The sequence below is a fragment of the Rhizobium viscosum genome (assembly GCF_014873945.1).
GTDB lineage: Bacteria > Pseudomonadota > Alphaproteobacteria > Rhizobiales > Rhizobiaceae > Rhizobium > Rhizobium viscosum.
In genome coordinates, this window is the sequence record NZ_JADBEC010000002.1 from 2,066,336 (window position 1) to 2,087,640 (window position 21,305).

Sequence of the window (21,305 nt, forward strand, 5' to 3'; positions counted from 1 at the left end):
AATAATGCTAGTTAATTTGATATTTTTCCGCTTTTTCATCTCGAATGCGCATTGGCATTTCTAATGATGACGTCTAAATTATCGATAAAATGAGGTGCGGTTCATGGCAGAGATCAAACGAAGGCGGGTGGGGATCATCGGTGCCGGCTGGGTCAGCGAATATCACCTGCCGGCGTGGATGAAACAGTCGGCGCGCGCCGAGGTCGTGGCGATCGCCGATCCCTCGGCGGAGGCGCGGGCGGCCAGAAGCGGGGCTTTCGGCATTCCCGGAAACTATGCAAGCGCGGAAGCAATGCTGGCGGAAGAAGCGCTCGATGCCGTTGATATCTGTGCGCCGCGCGAGGCTCATGTCGAGCTTGTGCGGCTGGCGGCGCAAAACGATCTCGATATTCTCTGCCAGAAGCCGCTGGCGCCCGACTACGAACAGGCAGTTGCTCTCATTGCCGGTCTGCCGCCGTCCATCCGCTTGATGGTGCACGAGAACTGGCGGTTTCGCGCCTATTACCGGCGGCTGAAGGCCTGGCTGGAGGAGGGGATTGCCGGCAATATCAGGCAGGTCCAGTTCGAATTCTTCTCAAGCGGCATGATCGTCGATACTGACGGCAACAGGCCAGCGCTCATCCGCCAGCCGTTTTTCCGCAGGCAGCAGCGTCTGCTGGTCATGGAGGTGATGATCCATCATCTGGATACGCTGCGCTACCTGCTCGGCGAAATGGAGGTGGTCGCCGCGCGGCTTGAGCGCAGCAATGACGACATTGTCGCCGAGGATGTTGCCTCTGTAGTCTTACGCCGGCTGGACGACGGGGTGATCGTCACTGTAAACGCCAATCTGGCGGTGCATGGCGCGCCGCCGGCGCCGCGCGATCATCTTCGGATTTTTGGCACGCAGGCGGCGCTGGAATTGTATGGAAACCGTCTTTCGGCAACGGGCCATGCCGGCCGCGGGGAGGAATTCGATGCGGATGCCGTCTACCAGGGCGCCTATGACGCAACGATCGCGCATTTCCTCGATGGGCTGGACGGACGTGCGGTGATGGAGACGGTGCCCGACGATAACCTGAAGACGCTGGCACTGGTCGAAGACATTTATCGGCTGAGCCGGTTCGACGCTCAACGCAAACCGCGATAAGATGGCCCGCCGCCGGAGGACTATTGATGCAGACGCTCGATGATATCAGTGAAGACGAGACCGAACACGACGATCTGAGCATTGCGCGCGCGCTTGAAGAAGACATCATCTTCGGACGGCTGGCGCCCGGCACGCGGCTCACCGAAGACACCCTGCTGGCGCGCTTCCATGTCACCCGTCATTTTGCCCGCCAGGCGATTGTCCAGCTGGAGACGATGGGCATCGTCGTGCGCGAGCGCAATAAAGGCGCAACCGTCCGCTCGCTGACCCCGCGGCAGGTGCAGGAGATTTACGATGTGCGCGAGTTACTGCAGCGGCAGGCCGCCCTCTGGATTCCCTTGCCCGCGCCCGACGAACTGATCGCCGAGCTGATGGCTCTGCATGAAGAGCACGGCCGGCACGTCGAATCCGGCTACCTGCGCGGTGTGCACGAAACGAACGACAAGTTCCATCTGACGCTTTTCAGCGCCTGCGGCAATTCCTATCTCGTCCAGTCGATCGAGCTCTATATGCGTCTCAGCCTGCCGGTGCGCGCCAACTCAATGTCGAGCAAGGAATCGCTGCAGATCTCGCACGAGCATCATAGGCTGATGATCGAGATGCTGAAGGGCAGGGACAATTGGGTTCTGGCACAACTCTGCGTTGACCACCTGCAGCCGAGCAAGAAGCGCTATCTTGCTTATGTGAGCGAAAATTGAGGCCCTAGACAGGCTGGTCGGCAATCATGTCGGCCTGCGCTCGCCATCCCCCAGCAAGACCGAAACCTCGGCACGCTCCGGTGCGCCGAGCCGCCCACCAAAGGTGCTGCATTTCAGCGCCGCGGCGGCAGAGGCCATTCGAATGGCGGCATCTGTCGTCAATCCTTCGGTGACCGCCAGCGCATAGGCGCCGTGGAAAATATCCCCGGCCGCCAGCGTGTCGACCGTCTTGACCTGAAATGCAGGTACATGCGTGACGTCAGCTGTTTCTTCGTTCCACCAATAGCTGCCGCGCTCTCCGGCCGTGACCACGATCAAAGCCTGCGGATATTGCTTCTTGAGAATCGGCACCATGCCGGCCGGATCGTCGATCTGCGAAAGGCCGCGGGCTGCCGGCTCCGAAAAGATGATGTGGTCGGCATGTTTTGCCAAGATGTCGATAATCTCAGGCGGGGCGACATCGCCATCGAGGATCGCGGGCTTTCCTGCTGCCCTTGCTGCCTGAAGGACGTTGAGGGCGAGAGCCGGCCAGCGCACATCCACCATGACGGCATCGAATGTAGTGAGATCGTCGACCGTGACCTTCCTGACATCTTCATGCAGCCGCGGGTCGTAGAAGGGAATGATCAGCCTTTCCCCATCGTCATCGATCAGGATTGTCGAAACGGCCGAGTGGGCGCCGGCAACCCGTGTGCTCCCACTGACATCAATGCCGGCCTGGCCCAGTTCAGACAGAATCTGCTCTCCAGCCTGATCGTCGCCGACCGCGCCCCACAGGCTTGCCAGACCGCCGAGGCGCACGATCGCATAGGCCGCACTCGAGGCCATGCCTTCGGCGACCTGCAGCATCTCATGGGGCAGAACCTTGCCCGACGTCTGAGGAATCGTGCGAACACGAAACAGCGTATCGAGAACGGCCGCACCGACACAGAGCACGTGGCGCGGCTTACCGCCTGCATCGGAGAAGGTAGAGCTCAAATGCGTCGGCCAGTTGATTTGTCGAAGAGATGGACGCTTGCCGGATCGATCGCGATCGAAACCGTATCGTCGTAAGCGATTGCCAGCCGTTCGCGGAAGAGGCAGGAAATCTGTTCGCCATTGCAATCCAATTTGGCGAAGATTTCCGATCCGGTTCCCTCGACGATTTCGGCGCGGCCGGAAATTCCGTCTTGGCTGGCGCGGATATGTTCGGGACGGATGCCGTAGACCAGCTGACCGGCGGGTGGTGCGCTTTTGACATTTTCAGGCAGCGGCAGGATGAGGCCCTTCTGCGTGCGGAAAACGCCTTCTTCAATTTTGCCGTCGATGAAATTCATTGAGGGCGAGCCGATAAAGCCGGCGACGAAAAGATTGGCGGGCCGGTCATAGAGTTCCAGCGGAGCGCCGACCTGTTCGATGACGCCATCATGCAGAACGACGATCTTGTCAGCCATAGTCATCGCCTCGATCTGGTCATGCGTTACATAGATCGTCGTCGTCTTGATACGTTGATGTAGCGATTTGATCTCGGCGCGCATCTGCACGCGCAATTTGGCATCGAGATTGGACAGCGGCTCGTCGAACAGGAAAACCTGAGGATCACGTACCAGCGCTCGGCCCATGGCAACGCGCTGACGCTGGCCGCCTGAGAGCTGCTTGGGGAAGCGGTCGAGCAGTTTTTCGAGACCAAGAATGTTGGCCGCCTTGTTGACGCGCTCCGAAATCTCCGACGTATCGGCCTTCTTCAGCTTCAGGGCAAAGCCCATATTATCGGCGACGCTCATATGCGGATAGAGCGCGTAGTTCTGGAAGACCATCGCGATATCGCGGTCGCGGGCCCTCAGGTTGCTGACATCACGAGCACCGATCCGGATTTCGCCATCGCTCATTTCTTCAAGACCGGCAATCATGCGCAGCAGGGTGGATTTGCCGCAGCCGGACGGACCGACGAGCACGACAAATTCTCCGTCGGCGATGTCGACGCTGATGTCCCTGATGACATTGACGGCGCCAAAGCGCTTCTGGACGTTTCGAATATTCACATTTGCCATGTTGATAGTCCTTTGAATGTCCGGTCAGCCGCCCTTGACGGCGCCAGCCGTCAGGCCGGCAACGATCTGCTTTTGCGCAAACATGGTCAGCACCAGCACGGGTAGCGTGACGATGAGCGCGGCGGCGGCAAGCGGCCCCCAGCTGACCTGCTCAAACGACAGCATGTTGTAGACGGCCACAGGCAGGGTTCTGGTTTCGCGGCTCGCAAGCACGATGCCGAATACGAAGTTGTTCCAGGAGAAGATGACAGACAGAATGAAGGCCACGACGATGCCGGGCTTGGCGATCGGCAGCGCCACCAGACGGAAGACCTGCCAGGATGTCGCGCCGTCGATGCTGGCGGCCTCTTCAAGCTCCATTGGCGTCGTTTCGAAATAGCCGATCATGATCCAGACGACGATCGGAACGGTCACCACCAGATGGATGATGATCTGCGGCCAGAGTGTGCCGAGAAGGTTCAGCCATTGGAAAAGCAGGAACAGCGGGATTAGGAAGGACAGACCGGGCGTCATGCGTGCGATCATGATGACCATGGCGGAACGCTCCGCTTTCAGCCGCGCAATGCCGTAGCCGGCGGGCACGCCGATCAGCAGCGCGAGCAGGGTCGCCCCACCCGTCACGAGAATCGAATTCCAGAAGTAGAGGAAGAAGTTATTCTCCTCGAAGACCTTCATGTAGTTCGACCAGGCGAAGCGCTCGGGGATGAAGATCGGCGGATAGGCGCCGTTGTCGATTTCGTACTTCAACGACAGGGAGATCATCCAGAGGAAAAACAGGATGACTGGGGAGACCATAACGAGGGCGACAAACAGCAGCCCGATACGGTCGATCGTCTTGCGTTTCATCAGCGTGTCTCCGTGTCGGACCAGTTGGCGCGCTGCCGGATCATCATCAGCACGAAGGAAAGCGCGACGATGATGATGAAGAAGACGACCGCCATCGCCGATCCGTAGCCGATGTCGTAGTAGGAAAAGGCAGTGTTATAGAGGTAGATGTTGATCGTCTCTGATGCGGTGCCCGGACCGCCCTGCGTCATCGCGTAGATGATGTCGAAGCTCTTGACCGCATCGATGCTCCTGATCATGACGCCGATCATCAGGAAGGGTGCGATCATCGGCAGGGTCAGGTATCGAAATTTCTGCCAGGCATTTGCACCGTCGATCTCGGCGCTTTCATAGGGTTCGCGCGGAACGGCGGCGAGCCCGCCAAGCACGATGAGCATGATCAGCGGCGTCCACTGCCAGGTCTCGACCAGGACAAGCGAAGGAATGACGCTTGTCTGGTTGTAGATCCATTCCTGCGGTCCGATACCCACGAGCGATAGCAGGTAGTTGAGAACGCCAAGCTGCGGATGGAACATCATGGTCCAGACGAGCGCGATGGCGACGGGTGTCGCCATCATCGGCATGACGAAAACGCCGCGCAGCAATCCGCGGAACGGAAACTGCGCGTCGAAAATCAGGGCCGCAAGCGTGCCCAGAAACAGCGGGGCGACGACCGCAAGCAGCGTATAGAGCGCCGTGTGCCACAAGGACTCCCAGAAGCGCATGTCCACCAGCAGCCGGGTGTAATTGTCCAGACCGGCAAAAACCACCGGCTGGCCCAGGGTCCAGCTGTTCAAGCTCATCCAGAGCGTAAACACCCAAGGAAACACGATGACCGCGGCGATGACGAGCAGCGCCGGGACAACGAAGGGCCAGTAGTTCGGAGCAAGCCGACCTGGCTTGCTCCTCCCATTTGCGATACTTTTCGATCGCGTGGTGTCCATGCTCACGGATGCCATTATCCCTCGCTTCGGGCCAGTACCGGTTCGAACTGCGCCGTGGCGCTCTTCAGTTCCGCTGCCGGATCGGCGCCGCCGATCATGTTGGTCAAGCCGACGCCATAGATGTCGCGGAACTCGGTGACCGGAATGATGACCGGCAGCGCGAGCTGCGAAACCTTTGCCGAGCCCGCAACGGCATCGACCCAGCTGCTCGGCATCTTGACGCCTTCGCGAACCTTTGCATCTTCCAGGATCGAATTGCGGAAGGGAACGCCGGCACCCGCCTGCAGGAGGCGCGCGCCCATGTCATGGGAAACGACCCACTGGCAGAAGAGATAGGCTGCTTCCTTGTTCTTGCTGGCAGCGGTAACGCCGATGCCGTCGCCGGTCGTTGCGGCAGCCTGGGCCTTCGGTCCCTTCGGCATGATGCCGTAACCGACCTTGCCGACGACGCGGGACTTTTCCGGGTTCTCGATCGGCGGAGCAAACCCGACGCCATCGAGCCACATGCCGACCTTGCCCTGCAGGAAGGCAGACTGTGCCTCCGCCCAGTTGAAGCCGGATACGCCAACAGGCGCAGACTTCGTCATCAGGCGCTGATACATCTTGGCCGCCTCGACGGCTTCGTCAGAGGTCGTGCGCAGCTTTCCATCCGGGCCGAGCGGCGTCGAGCCATAGCCGAGCAGCAGGGTGGTCCAAACCGGAACGTTGGCATTCTTGAGGCCACGAGCCACGAAGCCGTAGGTATTGGAGGACTTATCGGTCAGGGCTTCAGCGGCACTAGCCATCTCATCGAATGTCGACGGATAGGACAGGCCCTTCTTCTCGAACAGTTCCTTGTTCCAGTAGACGATCCAGTAGTCCACCGAGAAGGGAAGCGAGCGCAGCACGCCTTGCGAGTCCTTGGCAAACTGCAGGCCGGCTTCTGCAAAGTCGCTTTCCACCAGAGATGGGTCGGTTAGCGACGGATCCTTGACGAAGCCGCTGATGTCGGCAAGCCAGCCGCCCTTTTCGAACTGGCGCTTCTGGACGTGATAGCTGAGGTGCACGACGTCGAAGCTGGGCTTGCCGGAGCTGAGTTCGATCGTCGTCTTCTGGCGCTGCTGCTGCTCCGGCGTTGCCTCGGCATTGACCTTGATGCCGGTCAGCGCTTCGAACTCGCTCAGATATTTGAGGATCGTCTCGCTGCGCGGGCTTTTTACGAGGTTCACTTCGAGCGTCGTTCCGGCAAAGCGCTTCCAGTCGACGGCTGCAGAAGCAGGCTTGATGCCGAGAAGCCCGACGGCGCCGATGGCGGCTGAACCGGCCAGAAAGTTTCGGCGCGTGGGACGAATGAATGATGATGACATGCTGCTCTCCTCCTCTTGTGTGGCCTGCGATCTCCTCACCGCAGGTGTCAGTCTAGATTCTCAGCGCGCGACTTCGCGCGTGGTTGATATGTGCTGCAAGCGCCTCGACGGCCTCTTGCGCATTTCTTTGTTCAATCGCTTCCAGCACGCGGAGATGCTCGCCCATGACGGGGCCGACGCGCCCGTCGATGCGGAAGCGCTCCTGGCTGATCAGGCGCATCTTGATGGAGTTGACACGGTAGGCGTTGGAAATGATCGTGTTTCCCAGCGCATCGATGAAGGCATCATGCATGCCCCAGTCGACGGCCTGGGCGTGGACTTCCAGTTCATGCGAATGATTGCCGCTTTCGATTGCAGCGACGATCTCGCGATGCTGCTTCAGGAGTGCTGCAATCGTCTCACCGCTAGCCGTCTCCGTGAAAATCGCTACTGCTTCCTTTTCGAGAAAAAGCCGGAGCTGAAAGGCTTCGCGGATGAGGTTGAGATCGATATGAGCGATCTGCAGACCGCGCTGCGGCACGGTCTTGATGAGGCCCTCAGCTTCAAGCCGCGGAATGAGTTCACGAATGGCGCCAAGCGTCAGGCCGGTCAGTTCGACAAGCCTGCGCTGCGAGACGAATTGCCCGGGACGGACGTCACGCGCAAGCAGATGCCGGGTAAAGCTCTCATAAGCTTTCTCTCTCAGCGTCGGCTGCTCGTCGGCTCCATCCATCGGGTTCTCCTCGTACATGACCGCTATGCTGCCTTTGTGCGAAAAAGTCCGTCAAAGGCAAGAGCAAGCTCGCGCCTGCCGTCGGCGGAGATTGACGTCAAAGGCGGGCGAACCGCAAGCCACGTATCATCGCCTGTCATCTTTGCCACCATGACTTTCACAGCCGGTGTTACGGGATGCTTGAGAAGCTCGGCGACGAAGCGTTCCACGCGGGGATCGTCATTGCCGTCGACGGCCATGGCCCGCACTTCATGCGGCGCAAAATTGGCCATGCCGGAAATTGCGCCCTGGCCGCCCATGCGCACGCCCTTGGCGAGATGCCGTTCGTCGCCGATCAGGATGATCAGGTCGCCATGCTGGCGCAGCAGCGCTTCGGTATAGGGCCAGTCGCCGGAGGAGTCCTTGACGCCGGTGACGATCGAGGTGAACGCCTTTCGCAACCGGCTGATCAGGTCGACGCTCAACGTGACCATCGTCACCGAGGGAATATTGTAGACCAGAACGTCGCGTGCTGCGCTGCCCAGCCGCGCAAAGACGTCGGAGAACCAGGCGAAGAGGCCGTCATCGCTGACATTCTTGAAATAGGAGGGTGGGGCGAGAAGGATGTTGCGCACGCCCTTGGACAAGGCCTGCGACATTTGCTGGGCGGCATCCTCGGCGGCATCGACGAGCACGCCGACAACAATTTGTTTCGGCTGGATGCCGGAGGCAATGAACGTTTCGAGGATCCGCTCGCGCTCCTGGCTGCCGATGGATGCACCTTCGCCGGTCGTTCCGAACAGTGTGACGCTGGCGCAGCCCAAATCGAGGCTCCGCTTCGCTTGGGCGATCATGACCTCGACGGCAATGGTGCCGCTGCTTTCAAAGGGCGTCGCCAACGCGACCGACAAACCAAACCCCGTCACTAATATATCTCCTCAATGTCAGTACAGAATGACTAACATGTCAGTTATTAGCTGTAAACCTGTTTGTGATGAATGTTGCTTTCGATGGTTCTGGGGCTGTGGATCGTTAGAGCAGTGCGCCTCGGCTCAAATGGCTCGTGCCGGCAGTGCTGCAGGGGAATGTTTTCGGAGATGCCGGTTATGTCGCGCGGCCGATAAGGTGACGGCCGCAAACCGAATTGCTTGAGGGCAGTCAGGGAGCGCAACTTGGAGGGCTGCGCTCCCGTTTGCCTGCCGTCTCACCAGTCCAGGCGCAGGAGAGACACGCCCTGACGCGGCAGGGAGAACTTGAGATCGACCTTGCCGTCCTTGATGGAGACCGATGCCTCATTGTCGATCTCGGCGAGCCTTCCCGAGGCCTCGAGCCTGGCGTAATCGGCGCCCGCGATATCCTGCGGTTTGCCCATTTCCTTCCAGATGCGGAAGGAGTTGGAATGCTGCTCGTCCATGCGGAAATGCTTGAGCGCGGCCGGACGATTGCCCCAGCCGTCAATCGACAGGCCGATATCGGCAGCGGGGCCCGCCTCGTCGTCATCATGATAGTGCCAGACGAGAACGGAGACGCCCTTGTCGTCGCGGGTCGCAACGACGTTGACGTCGGGCTTGTCGCGAACGCCGTGGCTCATGATATCCTCGATATCGCGGCGATAGTCGCTTTCGGATTCCAGCCACTCGCCGCCAAGCTTGCCGAGCATCCGGAAGCCGTTCAGCACCGCCTTGTCGACGCCGTTGGTGGCGAGATCCCGGAAGCCGTCGAAATAGGGCTGGTCGTCGAAAAGGAAGGCCCAGGTCACCGCACCTTCGATCTCGATATTGGCTCGGCGCGACAGCTCATAAGTGCGGATCATGCTCTCGACGACATAGACGCCGTAGAGCGGTCCGTTGCGGTAGCCGTTCTGCGGGTGGACGCGGGCCGAGCAGGCCGCACAACCTTCCGGGTCGGATTCGCCGATGACGACCGGCAGATGCCGAAGCTCGGGGAATTCATTGATAATGGCGAGATTGGTTTCGATGTCGCGCAGCTGCTTGTGCAGACCCATGCGCACATGGCCGTCGAAGATGACCGGATTGCCCTTGGCGTGGAAGGCGATGAAATCGATCGGCGGCTTGTTCTCGACAACATGGCGCAGAAAGGCGCGCAGGAAAGTCTGCGCCTTCTCATTGGCGAAGCCGCCGCACGTGTGCGGGCCGCCGACGCGTGCTTTCGGCAGGGCGCGTTTTACGGCACGTGCGCTCGCATCATACATGGCGCAGAATTCCGGAATCGTACCCGTCCAGTAATGGCCGTCGGGTTCATTCCAGACTTCCCAGGGCCAGGAGGAGACGACGTCTTCGCCGTAGCGATCGGCGAGATGCCGCGCCCACGCCTCGATGAGGTCGCCCCATTTTTTCAGGTCCTTCGGCGGTGCGGTCCAGCCGGTGGTGATTGTTGCGTATTTATCCGCCGGCTCCCAATGATGCTTGTAGGGACCGTCGAAATCGGAAAGCGCCTCCGGCGTGAATCCGATCTGGATCAGCGGAATGTTGCCGGCCTCGACATAGGCGTCGAAGATCTGGTCGATGATCGTCCAGTCATAGACGGGATTGCCGTTCGCATCCTCCGTATAGGCATTGGTCGAGCCCCATTTCAGGGCCGGCTTGCCGTCGCCGCTCGTCAGCAGATTGTGGGTGCGAATGCGCGGAGCGACGGGGCTGAGTTCTGTCAGCTCCTTCAGAAGCTTCTTGCCATGGGGGGAATAGGTGTAGTTCGGCTCGTCATAGCCGAACCAGTTCCACAGCGGTTTATAGGCCCCTGTCGGCCTGCCGGCGTGAACGTTGATGGTCACGTCATAGGAACTCGTCATCGTCTTTCCTCTTGAACGGCCAAGCCTCTGCCTCCTCCCGAAGGCTAACCGACCAATATGGTGATGAGTTGCGGCTGTCTTGGGAGGGCGCCGCGCTCGCCGCAAAAGCTAAGCGAAATGACCATTTTGTCAATAATATAAAAAATGACGATTAAACAGACGATAAAAAATGCCGGTATTTACAAGAGTTTTTGGCATTTAAAAAATTACCTGTTGCCGTTCGGTGAAAAATTGTCGATAAATGTTGAGGCGAAGCTTGTCGTCTGGAGGAGCCATATGGACTATCAGGTCCCTATGAAGACGCTTTCGCCGGAACGCGATCGATAACGGATTACGGGAAGCGCCCGCCTCTGCGGGCCAAGGAGGAGGAGCGTCCGATGAAGTTCCCAAGATTTGCAGCCATTGCCTTATTGTCTCTAGCCGCTTTGCCTGCTTATGCGCAGGATTTCATTGCCGGTATTCCGCGCAATGAAACTCTGATCATCCAGGGCACGCCGCAGCAGAATGCCGATTGGTTCAATGTCTGGGCGCCTGGCGGTGGCGGGTCTGCCAATGTCAACGGCCTGCAGCAACTGACGACCGACACGTTCTGGTTCATCAATCCGGAGGGTGGTCCGGATGCCTGGCAGAATGCGCTCGCTACCGAGCCGCCGGCCTACAATGCCGATTTCACGCAAATGACCGTGAAGCTGCGCAAGGGCATCTATTGGAGCGACGGTGTCGAGTTCACCAGCGACGACGTGGCCTATACGGTCAAGACTCAGATCGACCATCCCGGCATGTCCTGGAGCGCGCCTTTTTCCGTCAACGTTGCCAGCGTGGAAAACCCCGATCCGCAGACGGTGATCTTCCATCTCAAGAAGCCGAATTCGCGCTTCCACACGGTGTTTACCGTGCGCTGGAACGCTGCCTGGATCATGCCGAAACATGTCTTCGAAAAGGCCGGCGATCCCCTGGCATTCAAGAACAATCCGCCGGTCTCGCTCAGCGCCTATGTACTGCAGAGCTATGACAAGGCGGGCAACTGGACCATCTGGAAACTGCGCGACGACTGGCAGCGCACTTCGATCGGCATGGCCGCCAAGGAGCCGCCACAGGTGAAGTATGTCGTCTATCGAGCCGCCGGTAACCCGGAAGCCCGCGTCATCGAGCAGCGCAATCATAATCTCGACGTGATCAACGACATGGCACCCGAGGGCATGTTTGCGATGATGCGCGACAGCAAGAGCGTTGCCTCCTGGCTGAAGGGCTTCCCCTTCGCCCATCCCGATCCGACCCTGCCTTCCGTGCTGCTCAACACCAAGAAGCCGCCCTTCGACAACAAGGATGTGCGCTGGGCGCTGGCATTGATGATCGATATCCGCGCCGTGGCCCTCGGCTCCTATCGCGGCGCCGCCAATCTGGCTGCTCTCGCCACGCCACCGACCGGCTCGGCTCCGGACGATTATTACGCACCGATGCAGGACTGGCTCACCAATTTCGAGCTTGATACCGGCAGCCGCAAAATCAAGCCCTATGATCCGAATATTTCCGCCCAGATCGCCACCATGGTGCGTGGTCAGTGGGGCGACCAGATCCCGACCGATCCGAAACAGCTGCAGCGTACCTTCGGCTTCGGCTGGTGGAAGCAGGATGTTCAAGCTGCGACCGAGCTCCTGCAGAAGGCCGGTTTCAAGAAGAGCGGCAATCAATGGCTGAAGCCTGACGGCACGCCGTTCACGATCCGCCTGCAGGTCGAGGGCGACGCCATTCCGACACTCGCGCGTGCCGGCACCGTTATCGCCCAGCAATGGAGCCAGAACGGCATCGCTACAAAGGTGGATGTTGCCGGTCCGACGAATGGCCAGCGCCTCAGCACCGGCGATTACGAAGCCGCAATCTACTGGAGCATTGAAACCTGGGGCGGCCATCCGGATCTGTCCTTTTTCCTGGACAGCTACCATTCGGAATTCATCAAGCCGCTCGGCCAGATCCAGCCGCCGCGCAACCTGCAACGCTGGCAGGATTCGCGTCTCGATCAGATCATCGCGAAGAACCGGTCCATCGCCTTCGACTCGCCCGATGTCACCAAGGTCGGTCAGGATTTCCTGAAGCTCGCGGTCGAAGAGATGCCGATGATTCCGCTGATGGCCTACAACAAGTTCGCCCCGTTCGACACGACCTACTGGACGAACTATCCGAGCGCTGAAAACCCCTATTCCGCTTCTGGTCCGAACTGGGCGAACATTCGTTATATGGTGACCGGCCTGAAGGCCAATCCGGACGCTCCGAAGAACTGATCGCGTCGACACGGGAGTGGCCGATTGCCGGCCGCTCCCCTTCTGCTACTGGAGGATGGATGCCATGAATGGCTTTCTGATCTATGCGGGTAAACGTTTCCTGCAGTTCCTTTTCGTGGTCGTCACGGGCATCACGCTCGCATTCCTGATCGCGCATTTCTCGCCTGTTGATCCGGTGGAGCAGACCGTATCGCTTTTGACGAGTTTCGGCTCGACCGATCCACAATCGGTTGAAATTCTGCGCCAATCGCTGCGGGAGCTTTATGGAACCGGCGGCCCGCTTATCGATCAGTATTTCACATTCTGGGGACGGGTGCTGACCGGCGATTTCGGTCCGTCGCTGTCCTCTTTCCCGACACCGGTCATGACCGTCATCGGACGCGCCTTGCCCTGGACCGTCGGCCTTCTGACGCTTGCTACGATCATTGCATGGATCATCGGCAACCTGCTCGGCGCGCTTGCCGGCTATTTCCGCAACAGCCGGCTGCTCAAGCTCGCCGGCATCGTCATCATGGCTTTGCAGCCGATCCCCACCTACATTATCGGCCTCAGCCTCGTCATTCTCTTTGGTTTCGTCTGGCCGATCCTGCCGATCAGCGGTGGCGCGCAGGTCAATCTTACGCCTGCCTTCAACTGGGCCTTCATCAGTTCGGTTATCGAACACGGCATTCTGCCGGCGCTGACGCTGGTCCTCGTCGGCATCGGCGGCTGGTTCATCTCCATGCGCTCGCTCGTCTCCAACATCATCACCGACGACCATGTCGTTTATGCCGAGCTCGGTGGCGTGCGCTCGAGCAGCATCTTTTCGTATTATGTGGCCCGCAACGCCATGCTGCCGCAGGTCACGGGTCTCGCGCTCAGCCTCGGCAACGTCTTCGGCGGTGCCGTCATCGTCGAATTCGTCTTCAACTATCCCGGCATCGGCAAGCTTCTGATCTCGGGCATCTATTCCGGCGACTACAGCCTGGTACTCGGTGTCACGACCATCGCCATCATTGCCGTCGCTGCGGCCGTCTTCGTGATCGATATCATCTATCCGCTGATCGATCCGCGCGTGAAACTGGGATAATCGCGATGTTCAAGATCCTCAGAGACCTGCTCCGCTACAACAAGGAATTCCTGTTCGGGACGATCCTGATCCTGATCATTGTCGGGTTGATCGTCTCCTCTTTCTTCTCCCCCTACGACGAGACCGCCATCTATGTCGTGATCCCCGATATGCCACCATCGGCCGAGTTTTGGTTCGGTACGACGTCGCGTGGTCAGGACGTCTTCTGGCAGATCGGCGCGTCTCTGCGCAACACGTTGCTCTTCGGCATCATCGTCGCCGTCGTCAGCCGCCTCATCGCGCTCGTCGTCGGCCTCGTTTCTGGCTATATCGGCGGCCGCACCGACCAGATCATCATGGGCATCAACGATACGCTGGGCGCACTGCCGAACATCCCGATCCTGCTTCTTCTGGTCTTTGTCCTGCGTGACCAGATGACATGGTCGATGCTGGCGGTCGTCGCAGCCCTGCTCGGCTGGACGCATGACAGCCGGCTCATCCGTTCCGTCGCGCTATCGCTACGGCAACGGGAATTTACCCGGCATGCCGTCTTTTCGGGCATGCGCACGTCGCAAATCCTCGTTCGCGAACATCTTCCCTATGTCATGCCGATCGTCTTCTTCACGACGATGAACAATCTCATCTGGGCGATCGGCCTGGAAGTGACGCTCTCCATTCTCGGTTTTTCCGACATCAACCGGCCGACGATCGGTGGCATGATCTACTGGGCCAATGCGCATTCGGCCATGGTTGCCGGCATCTGGTGGTGGGTGGCCTTCCCGATGCTGTTCGTGGTCATCCTCTTCCTCGGCCTCTTCATGCTCGCCATGTCGGTCAATGAATATATCGATCCGCGCTCGCGCCTGGCTCGGATGGGAGCCTGAGACGATGCAGAATTCTTTGAGGAAAGCACCTTTGACCCTCGTCGAAAACTCCCGGGACGCGCTGACGATTGACGGGCTCAAATGCTACTACGTCAACGATTATTTCGGCGTCCGGCGCGAGATCAGGGCCGTCGACGATATCAGCCTGACTGTACGCAAGAACGAAATCTACGGCATTGCCGGAGAATCCTCGAGTGGGAAGACCTCGCTCATCAAGACGCTTGCCGGCGCCATTCGCCCGCCGATGCGGGTCGTCGGCGGCACGGTCAATTTCAATTTCGATGGCAAGCCGATCGATGTCTATGGCGAACCGCAAAAGATGCGGGCTGCGCGCTGGCGACATCTTTCCTACATCATGCAGGGCTCGATGAACGTGCTGAACCCGGTCCGGCGGGTGAAGCACGCTTTCAACGATTTCGCCTCCCGCCACATGGGTCTGGATCAAGCGGCTTTCCGCCAGCGGGTCGAGGCGCATCTTGCCCGCCTGCATCTCGATCCACATGTCCTTGAAGCCTTTCCGCACCAGCTCTCCGGCGGCATGCGCCAGCGGCTGACCATTGCGCTTGCGACCGTCTGCGAACCGGAATTCATCATCGCCGACGAGCCGACGACCGCGCTCGACGTTTTGGTGCAGCAGGATGTTCTGGCATTGATCAAGGAAGTGCAGACACGCATGCAAGCCTCGGTCATCTTTGTGACCCACGATATGTCCGTCCACGCTGCCATCACCGATCGCCTTGCGATCATGTATGCGGGGCGGCTCGCCGAAGAGGGGCCGACGCAGGCTATCTTCGATAATCCGCAACATCCCTATACGGCTCATCTGATCGGCAGCCTGCCGCGCATCGGCGATACGAGGACGCGGAAGAGCCTGCAGGGCAAACCTCCGGCGCTCTCGAACCCGCCGTCAGGATGTCGCTTCCATCCACGGTGTCCGATTGCGATCGACAGGTGCTCGAAGGAGGTTCCTGTCATGCAGCAGAGCGCGACCGGCGGGCGCGTGGCATGTTTCAGGGCAGGGGAGTACAAGATCCAATGAGTGGCGAACACCTTCTCCAGCTTGAAAATGTCAGCAAGTTCTTTCCGATCGGTGGTTTCTTCTCACGCGCCAGGATGACGGCAGTCGATGACGTGAGCTTTGCGCTTGCGGCTGACAGGCCAGAGATTTTCACGATCGTAGGCGAATCCGGCTCCGGCAAATCCACGCTCGCCAAGATGATCCTCGGCAGCGAGGCCGCAGATCGCGGCACCATCCGCTTCGACGGCGCCGACATTGGCGATATCAGCAGCCGCAGCGCCCGCGAAGCCTTCATGACCAGGGTTCAGCCGGTTTTCCAGAATCCCTTCGAAGCCTTCAATCCGCTGACGCGCATCGATGAGTATCTATATGCTACGGCGCATCGCTTTAAGGGTGCGAAGAGCCGCGCCGAAAGGGAGGCCTTGGCAGATACGGCGCTGCAGCGGGTCGGCCTCTCCATTGCGGAGGTTCGAGGACGTTATTCGCACGAATTATCCGGTGGCCAGCTCCAGCGCATCGCGGTGGCACGCGCGCTCATTCCGGAACCGAAGCTCATCGTCGCCGACGAGCCGGTTTCCATGGTGGATGCGTCACTGCGCATGTCGATCGTCAATCTCTTTCGCGAATTGCGCGATACGTTGAAGGTATCGATCATCTACATCACTCATGATCTCGCGACCGCCTATTACATAGCTGACCGTGTCATCATCATGCGCAAGGGCGTGGTCGTCGAAAGCGGCGACGCGCGTACCGTGCTGGACAATCCGCAGCACGAATATTCGTTCGCCTTGAAGAATGCCGTGCTGCCGCCCGATCCCCGCGAGGCGTCAACGATCATTCGCCAGCGCCGGCAGGATGTCGGTGCACCTGTGGCCCGTGAGATCGTCCGAGCCTGATAAAGTTCGCGCCGTGATATGGGGCGCGGTGCTCCGTCTCAGGAGGCGCGGAAACGCAGGTTGCCGGCCGACAGCTCGCTGACGGAAGCGGCGCCCATCAGCTTCATGCCGCGCTCGATTTCTGTCCGCATCTGCAGGAGCGCCCGTTCGACCCCGGCTTGGCCGGCGGCTGCAAGCGGGAAGAGATAATAACGCCCGACCCCGACCGCCTTGGCGCCCAGCGAGAGAGCCTTGAGCACGTGGGTGCCGCGCTGGATGCCGCCATCGACCATCACATCAATCCTGTCCCCGACGGCATCGACAATTTCCGCCAGCTGGTCGAAGCCGCTGCGCGACCCGTCGAGCTGACGGCCGCCGTGATTGGACAGCACGATGCCGGTGCAGCCGATATCGATGGCGCGTCTGGCATCCTCAACCGTCATGATGCCCTTCAGGCAGAATTGCCCGCCCCAGATCTTCACCATGTCGGCGACATCGTCCCAGTTCATGGCGGGGTCGAGCATCTCGGTAAAGTAGCGGCTGATCGACATGGTACCGCTGCCCATGTCCACATGGCTGTCGAGTTGCGGCAGGCGGAATTTCTCATGGGTGAAATAGTTGATTGCCCAGGCCGGTTTGACGGCAAACTGCGCCATGCCCGACAGGTTGAGCTTGAACGGGATGGCAAATCCGGTGCGCTTGTCGCGCTCGCGATTGCCGCCGGTGATGCTATCGACGGTCAGCATCATCACCTGCACGCCCGCCTGCTTCGCCCGCGCCATCATTTCGCGGTTGAGGCCGCGATCGCGGTGGAAATAGAACTGGTAGACCTGCGGACCATTGCTGATTTGTCTCGCCTCTTCCAGGCTGATCGTGCCGAGTGAGGAGACGCCGAACATCGTGCCGAATTTGCCGGCGGCGTGTGCCACCGCGCGTTCCCCCTCATGGTGGAAGAGCCGCTGCAGCGCCGTCGGCGAGCAATAGACCGGCATCGCGAGCTTCTGGCCCATGACGGTGACCGACATATCGACGTCGCTGACGCCCCGCAGCACGCTTGGCAGAAGATCGCAGGTTTCGAAGGATGAGGTGTTGCGCCTGTAGGTCACCTCGTCGTCCGCTGCGCCGTCGATATAGTTGAAGATCGGCCCGGGAAGGCGCTGTTTGGCGAGGCGGCGGAAGTCGTGGAAATTATGGCAATCTGAAAGGCGCATACCCGTATCCATTCCAGGGCTGGCATGTCATGCCTCCGCATGCAGCTCAGCCGATGAGCAGCCGCAAGACCTCCTCGTCTTCGCGATCCGTGATCTATTGGATACGATTATTACCGCACCAATCTCAAGCTCTCTTGCGCATGCTTCCGTCGCCTTTGCTGATAAAGATGCATTTTATTGCCGGGGATTGAGTCAGCGACCAGGCTTGACTGCCAGCCAGATGATGTGGCGCGCTCCGCCGCGCTTGCCGTTGGCCCGCGTATTGACCGCGTCGACGGCAAAGCCGCTGTCCTTCAGCCGCCGCGTGAAGGAGGCATCCGGCCCGGAGGACCAGACGGCCAGCACGCCGCCGGGGCGCAGTGCCTCGCGGGCCGATTTCAGACCGGCATAGTCATAGAGTCGGTCATTGGACTTGCGGGTCAGGCCGTCAGGCCCGTTATCGACGTCGAGAAGGATCGCGTCATAGCCGGTCTTTCCAGTGCGGATTGCCTCACCGACATCGCCGTGGTGGATCGACACGCGCGGATCGTCGAGACAGCCTTTGAAGACTTCTGCCATCGGGCCGCGTGCCCAGGCAACGACTTCCGGGATCAGTTCGGCGACGACGACACTGGCATCTGTCGGCACCACCGCAAGAGCGGCCCGCAGGGTAAAACCCATGCCGAGGCCGCCGATCAGGATCTTTGGCTTCTGATGCGATTTGATCCGCTCGAAAGAAAGGGTGGCAAGCGCTTCTTCCGAACCGCTGAGGCGGCTGTTCATCAGTTCGTTGGTGCCAAGCATGATGGAAAATTCGGTGCCGCGCTGTTTTAGCCGCAATTCACCGCCTTCGCCGGGAATGGTCGCGGAATCGAGCTGGATCCAGGGAAGCATGGGGGTTTCGTCTCGCTGAAAGGGACCGTCCCCTAGCATAGGGCGACGGTTGAAGCCAGCAAGCCTTGCTCAGACCAAACGCACGAAATGGTCCGGTTCGTGCTCTACCACCTGCTCCTGCGGTGCGGCGGAACGGCGGCGAATATCGTCCACTTCCTGTGGCTGCAGACGTGTGCGCGGATCGTCGAAGCGCACATCTGGATCGGGGACAGCCGAGAGCAGAAGACGGGTATAGGGATGCAGCGGATTGTCGATCACCTTGGCTGTATTGCCCCATTCGACGATCTGGCCGGAATACATCACGGCGATATCCTCCGCCACATAGCGGGCGGTGGCGATATCGTGGGTAATATAGAGCAGGCCGAGGTTCATCTCCTTCTTCATCTCGTTCAGAAGATTGAGAACACCGAGGCGCACCGAGACATCGAGCATGGAGGTCGGTTCGTCGGCAACGATCACCTCCGGCTGGGCCGCAAGAGCACGGGCGATATTGACGCGCTGGCGCTGGCCACCCGAAAGCTCGTGCGGATATTTCGGCGCGACGATATCGGGATCGAGCTTCACGCGCTCGAGCAATTCGCGCACCGTTGCCTCGATCTGCTTTCCGCGGATATCCGGCCGGTGTAGTTTCAGCGGCCGCTGCAGATGATGGGCAATCGTGTGCGCCGGATTGAGCGAGGCGAAGGGGTCCTGGAAGATCATCTGCACGGAGCGGCGGTAGCGGGCGATCTCGTCCGCCTTGGCGCCTTCGATGGGTCGGCCCTTATAGAGGATCTGTCCTGTGGTCGGCGAATGCTCGCGCATTGCCATGCGCGCGCAGGTGGTCTTGCCGCTGCCGGATTCGCCGACCAGCGCCAGCGCGCGGCCGGCATGCAGCGAAAAGGAGATGGCACGGGCAGCGTGAACCGTGGAAGCGCCGTGACCGAAGGTCTTGGTTACCTTGTCGAGGACGAGGATCGCATCGCTCATAGCAGCACGCCTCCATGAAGCGAGGGGAAGGAGGCCCAGAGTTTTCGGGTGTATTCGTGTTGCGGAGTCTTGTAGATCGCTTCGGCACCGTTCTGCTCGACGAGCTTGCCCTGCAGCATGATGCCGATGCGGTCGCAGAACTGCACCATCAGGCCGAGATCGTGGGTGATGAAAAGCACGGAGAAGCCGAATTGCTTGCGCAGCTCGTTGATGCGCTGCAAGATTTCCCGCTGCACAACCACGTCGAGCGCGGTCGTCGGCTCGTCCATGACGACGAGCTTCGGATCGAGCGCCATACAGATGGCGATGACGATGCGCTGGCGCATGCCACCGGAAAACTGATGCGGATAGTTGCGCATGCGATCCGGCGCGATATCGACGAGCTGCAGCATCTCAGCCGTGCGCTCGCGCGCCTGCGTCTTCGTCATGCCCTTGTGAGTGCGAAGGACATCATAAAACTGGTCCTCGATGCGCAGCACCGGGTTCAGCGAGTTCATGGCGCTCTGGAAAACCATGGCGACTTCGCGCCAGCGGAAGGCGGCGAGCGCCTTCGGGTCGAGGTCCAGCACGTCGCGACCGGCAAGCAGGATCTGGCTGTCTTTGCGGATCAGCGCTGGCGGCTTGTGCAGGCGGCTGATGGCAAAGGCGATCGTGCTCTTGCCACAGCCGGATTCGCCGGCCAGACCGAAGACCTCGCCGGGGGCGACATCAAAACTCACATTGTCGACGGCGCGGAAGTCCTTTTCCTCGCCGATATAGTCGATCGTGAGGTTTTTAACCGATAGCAGCGGCTGGTTCACAGGCGGCCCTCCCCGGAGCGGATGAGAAGAGACCAGCGCTTCAGATGATTGCCGGTACGCAAGCGCGGATTAGCGATTTCGTCGACGGCGAAATTCAGCAGTGACATGCCGATGCCGAGGAAGGCGAGCGCAAAGCAGGGCGTGAGAATATCCCACCAGGCGCCGACCGAAAGCGCGGAGGCCTTCTGCGCATTGTAGAGCATGGTGCCCCACGAGACGACGCGCGGGTCGCCGAGGCCGAGGAATTCCAGTGTCGCTTCGGTGATGATCGCGAAGATGACGCTGCCGATGAAGTTGATGCCGACAATGGAAATCACGTTGGGGAAGATCTCAAATGTCATGATGCGCCATTGCGGCTCGCCCATCATCTCAGCCGATTTGACATAGTCTTTCTGCTTGACGGAGAGCGTTTCGGCGCGGGTGACGCGCGCGCCCCATGCCCAGGACGTGCCGCCAAGGATGAGCGCGATGACAACAGGGCTCGCCTGGCCGATGAAGGCTGCGAGAACGAGCAGCAACGGCAGGTTCGGCACGACGAGCACCATGTTCGTAAAGAAGCTGATGACCTCATCCGTCTTGCCGCCGCGATAGCCGGATATGATGCCAAGCGCGGTGCCGACGGCTGTGATCAGCAGGCCCGCGCCGAAGCCGACGGCAAGCGAGGTGCGCGCGCCATAGATCATCCGGGCAAAGACATCCTGGCCGATGCGTGTCGTGCCGAGAATATGTTCGGCTGACGGCGGCTGGTGCGGCCGGCCCGTACGGGCAGCGGGATCGTAATGCGTCAGCAGAGGTGCTGCGATCGCCACGATGACGATGAAGGCGATGATGGCAAGGCCGATCAGCGCCTTGCGATTGCGGAGAAGGCTCTTCATC

Annotated in this window: 20 protein-coding genes; 7 read left to right on the forward strand and 13 right to left on the reverse strand. The window is 60.0% G+C overall.

Annotated features, from left to right (window positions below; translation table 11 throughout):
• The first annotated feature begins 103 nt into the window (after nt 1–103).
• Nucleotides 104–1,129: a Gfo/Idh/MocA family protein gene (locus tag H4W29_RS30460; protein ID WP_192732479.1), complete on the forward strand. Its 1,026-nt coding sequence runs from the start codon at nt 104–106 to the stop codon at nt 1,127–1,129.
• 26 nt (nt 1,130–1,155) lie between these two features.
• Complete coding sequence (locus H4W29_RS30465; RefSeq protein WP_192732480.1) at nt 1,156–1,827, forward strand: GntR family transcriptional regulator; 672 nt, start codon at nt 1,156–1,158, stop codon at nt 1,825–1,827.
• A 24-nt stretch (nt 1,828–1,851) separates the two neighbouring features.
• Here H4W29_RS30465 and H4W29_RS30470 read toward each other — a convergent pair whose 3' ends face one another.
• The 8 genes from H4W29_RS30470 to H4W29_RS30505 all read right to left on the reverse strand — a co-directional run bounded on the left by H4W29_RS30470 (nt 1,852) and on the right by H4W29_RS30505 (nt 10,472).
• Nucleotides 1,852–2,805, reverse strand: a complete 954-nt coding sequence (locus H4W29_RS30470; protein WP_192732481.1) for a PfkB family carbohydrate kinase — start codon at nt 2,803–2,805, stop codon at nt 1,852–1,854.
• Nucleotides 2,802–3,857, reverse strand: coding sequence for an ABC transporter ATP-binding protein (locus H4W29_RS30475; protein ID WP_192732482.1), 1,056 nt, complete (start codon nt 3,855–3,857; stop codon nt 2,802–2,804). Before H4W29_RS30475 ends, H4W29_RS30470 begins: the two co-directional genes overlap by 4 nt.
• A gap of 24 nt (nt 3,858–3,881) precedes the next feature.
• A complete protein-coding gene (locus H4W29_RS30480; protein WP_007816916.1) occupies nt 3,882–4,703 on the reverse strand; it encodes a carbohydrate ABC transporter permease in 822 nt (273 codons plus the stop codon).
• A complete protein-coding gene (locus H4W29_RS30485) occupies nt 4,703–5,641 on the reverse strand; it encodes a carbohydrate ABC transporter permease (RefSeq protein ID WP_192732483.1) in 939 nt (312 codons plus the stop codon). The genes H4W29_RS30480 and H4W29_RS30485 overlap by 1 nt, the downstream gene beginning before the upstream one ends.
• Entirely contained in the window at nt 5,641–6,972 is a 1,332-nt protein-coding gene (locus tag H4W29_RS30490) for an ABC transporter substrate-binding protein (RefSeq protein WP_192732484.1), read from the reverse strand. Before H4W29_RS30490 ends, H4W29_RS30485 begins: the two co-directional genes overlap by 1 nt.
• A gap of 52 nt (nt 6,973–7,024) precedes the next feature.
• Nucleotides 7,025–7,684, reverse strand: a complete 660-nt coding sequence (locus H4W29_RS30495; RefSeq protein ID WP_192732485.1) for a GntR family transcriptional regulator — start codon at nt 7,682–7,684, stop codon at nt 7,025–7,027.
• A gap of 23 nt (nt 7,685–7,707) precedes the next feature.
• Nucleotides 7,708–8,589: a dihydrodipicolinate synthase family protein gene (locus H4W29_RS30500; RefSeq protein WP_376776597.1), complete on the reverse strand. Its 882-nt coding sequence runs from the start codon at nt 8,587–8,589 to the stop codon at nt 7,708–7,710.
• A gap of 278 nt (nt 8,590–8,867) precedes the next feature.
• Complete coding sequence (locus tag H4W29_RS30505) at nt 8,868–10,472, reverse strand: GH39 family glycosyl hydrolase (RefSeq protein ID WP_192732486.1); 1,605 nt, start codon at nt 10,470–10,472, stop codon at nt 8,868–8,870.
• Between the two features lie 377 nt (nt 10,473–10,849).
• Between H4W29_RS30505 and H4W29_RS30510 the strand changes: the two genes are divergently transcribed.
• The 5 genes from H4W29_RS30510 (at nt 10,850) to H4W29_RS30530 (ending at nt 16,597) form a co-directional block, all read left to right on the forward strand.
• Complete coding sequence (locus H4W29_RS30510) at nt 10,850–12,751, forward strand: ABC transporter substrate-binding protein (protein WP_192732487.1); 1,902 nt, start codon at nt 10,850–10,852, stop codon at nt 12,749–12,751.
• A gap of 64 nt (nt 12,752–12,815) precedes the next feature.
• Complete coding sequence (locus H4W29_RS30515) at nt 12,816–13,820, forward strand: ABC transporter permease (RefSeq protein ID WP_064710251.1); 1,005 nt, start codon at nt 12,816–12,818, stop codon at nt 13,818–13,820.
• Between the two features lie 5 nt (nt 13,821–13,825).
• Nucleotides 13,826–14,683, forward strand: a complete 858-nt coding sequence (locus H4W29_RS30520; protein WP_192732488.1) for an ABC transporter permease — start codon at nt 13,826–13,828, stop codon at nt 14,681–14,683.
• A 4-nt stretch (nt 14,684–14,687) separates the two neighbouring features.
• Nucleotides 14,688–15,722 carry an ABC transporter ATP-binding protein gene (locus H4W29_RS30525; protein ID WP_192732489.1) on the forward strand — a complete coding sequence of 345 codons (1,035 nt, stop codon included), beginning with the start codon at nt 14,688–14,690 and terminating at the stop codon, nt 15,720–15,722.
• Nucleotides 15,719–16,597, forward strand: coding sequence for an ABC transporter ATP-binding protein (locus tag H4W29_RS30530; protein ID WP_192732490.1), 879 nt, complete (start codon nt 15,719–15,721; stop codon nt 16,595–16,597). The genes H4W29_RS30525 and H4W29_RS30530 overlap by 4 nt, the downstream gene beginning before the upstream one ends.
• Before the next feature lie 38 nt (nt 16,598–16,635).
• On the opposite strand, the gene H4W29_RS30535 is transcribed toward H4W29_RS30530, so the two are convergent.
• The 5 genes from H4W29_RS30535 to H4W29_RS30555 all read right to left on the reverse strand — a co-directional run bounded on the left by H4W29_RS30535 (nt 16,636) and on the right by H4W29_RS30555 (nt 21,304).
• Nucleotides 16,636–17,787 carry an alpha-hydroxy acid oxidase gene (locus tag H4W29_RS30535; protein ID WP_192732491.1) on the reverse strand — a complete coding sequence of 384 codons (1,152 nt, stop codon included), beginning with the start codon at nt 17,785–17,787 and terminating at the stop codon, nt 16,636–16,638.
• Between the two features lie 192 nt (nt 17,788–17,979).
• Complete coding sequence (locus H4W29_RS30540; RefSeq protein ID WP_192732492.1) at nt 17,980–18,660, reverse strand: spermidine synthase; 681 nt, start codon at nt 18,658–18,660, stop codon at nt 17,980–17,982.
• A gap of 69 nt (nt 18,661–18,729) precedes the next feature.
• On the reverse strand, nt 18,730–19,629 hold the full coding sequence (locus H4W29_RS30545; RefSeq protein WP_192732493.1) for an ABC transporter ATP-binding protein: 900 nt from the start codon (nt 19,627–19,629) through the stop codon (nt 18,730–18,732).
• Nucleotides 19,626–20,429, reverse strand: a complete 804-nt coding sequence (locus H4W29_RS30550) for an ABC transporter ATP-binding protein (protein ID WP_192732494.1) — start codon at nt 20,427–20,429, stop codon at nt 19,626–19,628. Before H4W29_RS30550 ends, H4W29_RS30545 begins: the two co-directional genes overlap by 4 nt.
• Nucleotides 20,426–21,304, reverse strand: coding sequence for an ABC transporter permease (locus H4W29_RS30555; protein ID WP_192732495.1), 879 nt, complete (start codon nt 21,302–21,304; stop codon nt 20,426–20,428). The genes H4W29_RS30550 and H4W29_RS30555 overlap by 4 nt, the downstream gene beginning before the upstream one ends.
• Nucleotide 21,305 lies beyond the last annotated feature (1 nt).

What these genes read in the sequence shown, in the direction of transcription:
- H4W29_RS30480 (WP_007816916.1), bottom strand. Translation starts at nt 4,703, where the DNA reads ATGAAACGCAAGACGATCGACCGTATCGGGCTGCTGTTTGTCGCCCTC.
- H4W29_RS30515 (WP_064710251.1), top strand. Translation starts at nt 12,816, where the DNA reads ATGAATGGCTTTCTGATCTATGCGGGTAAACGTTTCCTGCAGTTCCTT.
- H4W29_RS30555 (WP_192732495.1), bottom strand. Translation starts at nt 21,304, where the DNA reads ATGAAGAGCCTTCTCCGCAATCGCAAGGCGCTGATCGGCCTTGCCATC.
- H4W29_RS30505 (WP_192732486.1), bottom strand. Translation starts at nt 10,472, where the DNA reads ATGACGAGTTCCTATGACGTGACCATCAACGTTCACGCCGGCAGGCCG.
- H4W29_RS30510 (WP_192732487.1), top strand. Translation starts at nt 10,850, where the DNA reads ATGAAGTTCCCAAGATTTGCAGCCATTGCCTTATTGTCTCTAGCCGCT.
- H4W29_RS30465 (WP_192732480.1), top strand. Translation starts at nt 1,156, where the DNA reads ATGCAGACGCTCGATGATATCAGTGAAGACGAGACCGAACACGACGAT.
- H4W29_RS30460 (WP_192732479.1), top strand. Translation starts at nt 104, where the DNA reads ATGGCAGAGATCAAACGAAGGCGGGTGGGGATCATCGGTGCCGGCTGG.
- H4W29_RS30520 (WP_192732488.1), top strand. Translation starts at nt 13,826, where the DNA reads ATGTTCAAGATCCTCAGAGACCTGCTCCGCTACAACAAGGAATTCCTG.
- H4W29_RS30530 (WP_192732490.1), top strand. Translation starts at nt 15,719, where the DNA reads ATGAGTGGCGAACACCTTCTCCAGCTTGAAAATGTCAGCAAGTTCTTT.
- H4W29_RS30475 (WP_192732482.1), bottom strand. Translation starts at nt 3,857, where the DNA reads ATGGCAAATGTGAATATTCGAAACGTCCAGAAGCGCTTTGGCGCCGTC.
- H4W29_RS30495 (WP_192732485.1), bottom strand. Translation starts at nt 7,684, where the DNA reads ATGGATGGAGCCGACGAGCAGCCGACGCTGAGAGAGAAAGCTTATGAG.
- H4W29_RS30525 (WP_192732489.1), top strand. Translation starts at nt 14,688, where the DNA reads ATGCAGAATTCTTTGAGGAAAGCACCTTTGACCCTCGTCGAAAACTCC.
- H4W29_RS30545 (WP_192732493.1), bottom strand. Translation starts at nt 19,629, where the DNA reads ATGAGCGATGCGATCCTCGTCCTCGACAAGGTAACCAAGACCTTCGGT.
- H4W29_RS30490 (WP_192732484.1), bottom strand. Translation starts at nt 6,972, where the DNA reads ATGTCATCATCATTCATTCGTCCCACGCGCCGAAACTTTCTGGCCGGT.
- H4W29_RS30535 (WP_192732491.1), bottom strand. Translation starts at nt 17,787, where the DNA reads ATGCGCCTTTCAGATTGCCATAATTTCCACGACTTCCGCCGCCTCGCC.
- H4W29_RS30485 (WP_192732483.1), bottom strand. Translation starts at nt 5,641, where the DNA reads ATGGCATCCGTGAGCATGGACACCACGCGATCGAAAAGTATCGCAAAT.
- H4W29_RS30540 (WP_192732492.1), bottom strand. Translation starts at nt 18,660, where the DNA reads ATGCTTCCCTGGATCCAGCTCGATTCCGCGACCATTCCCGGCGAAGGC.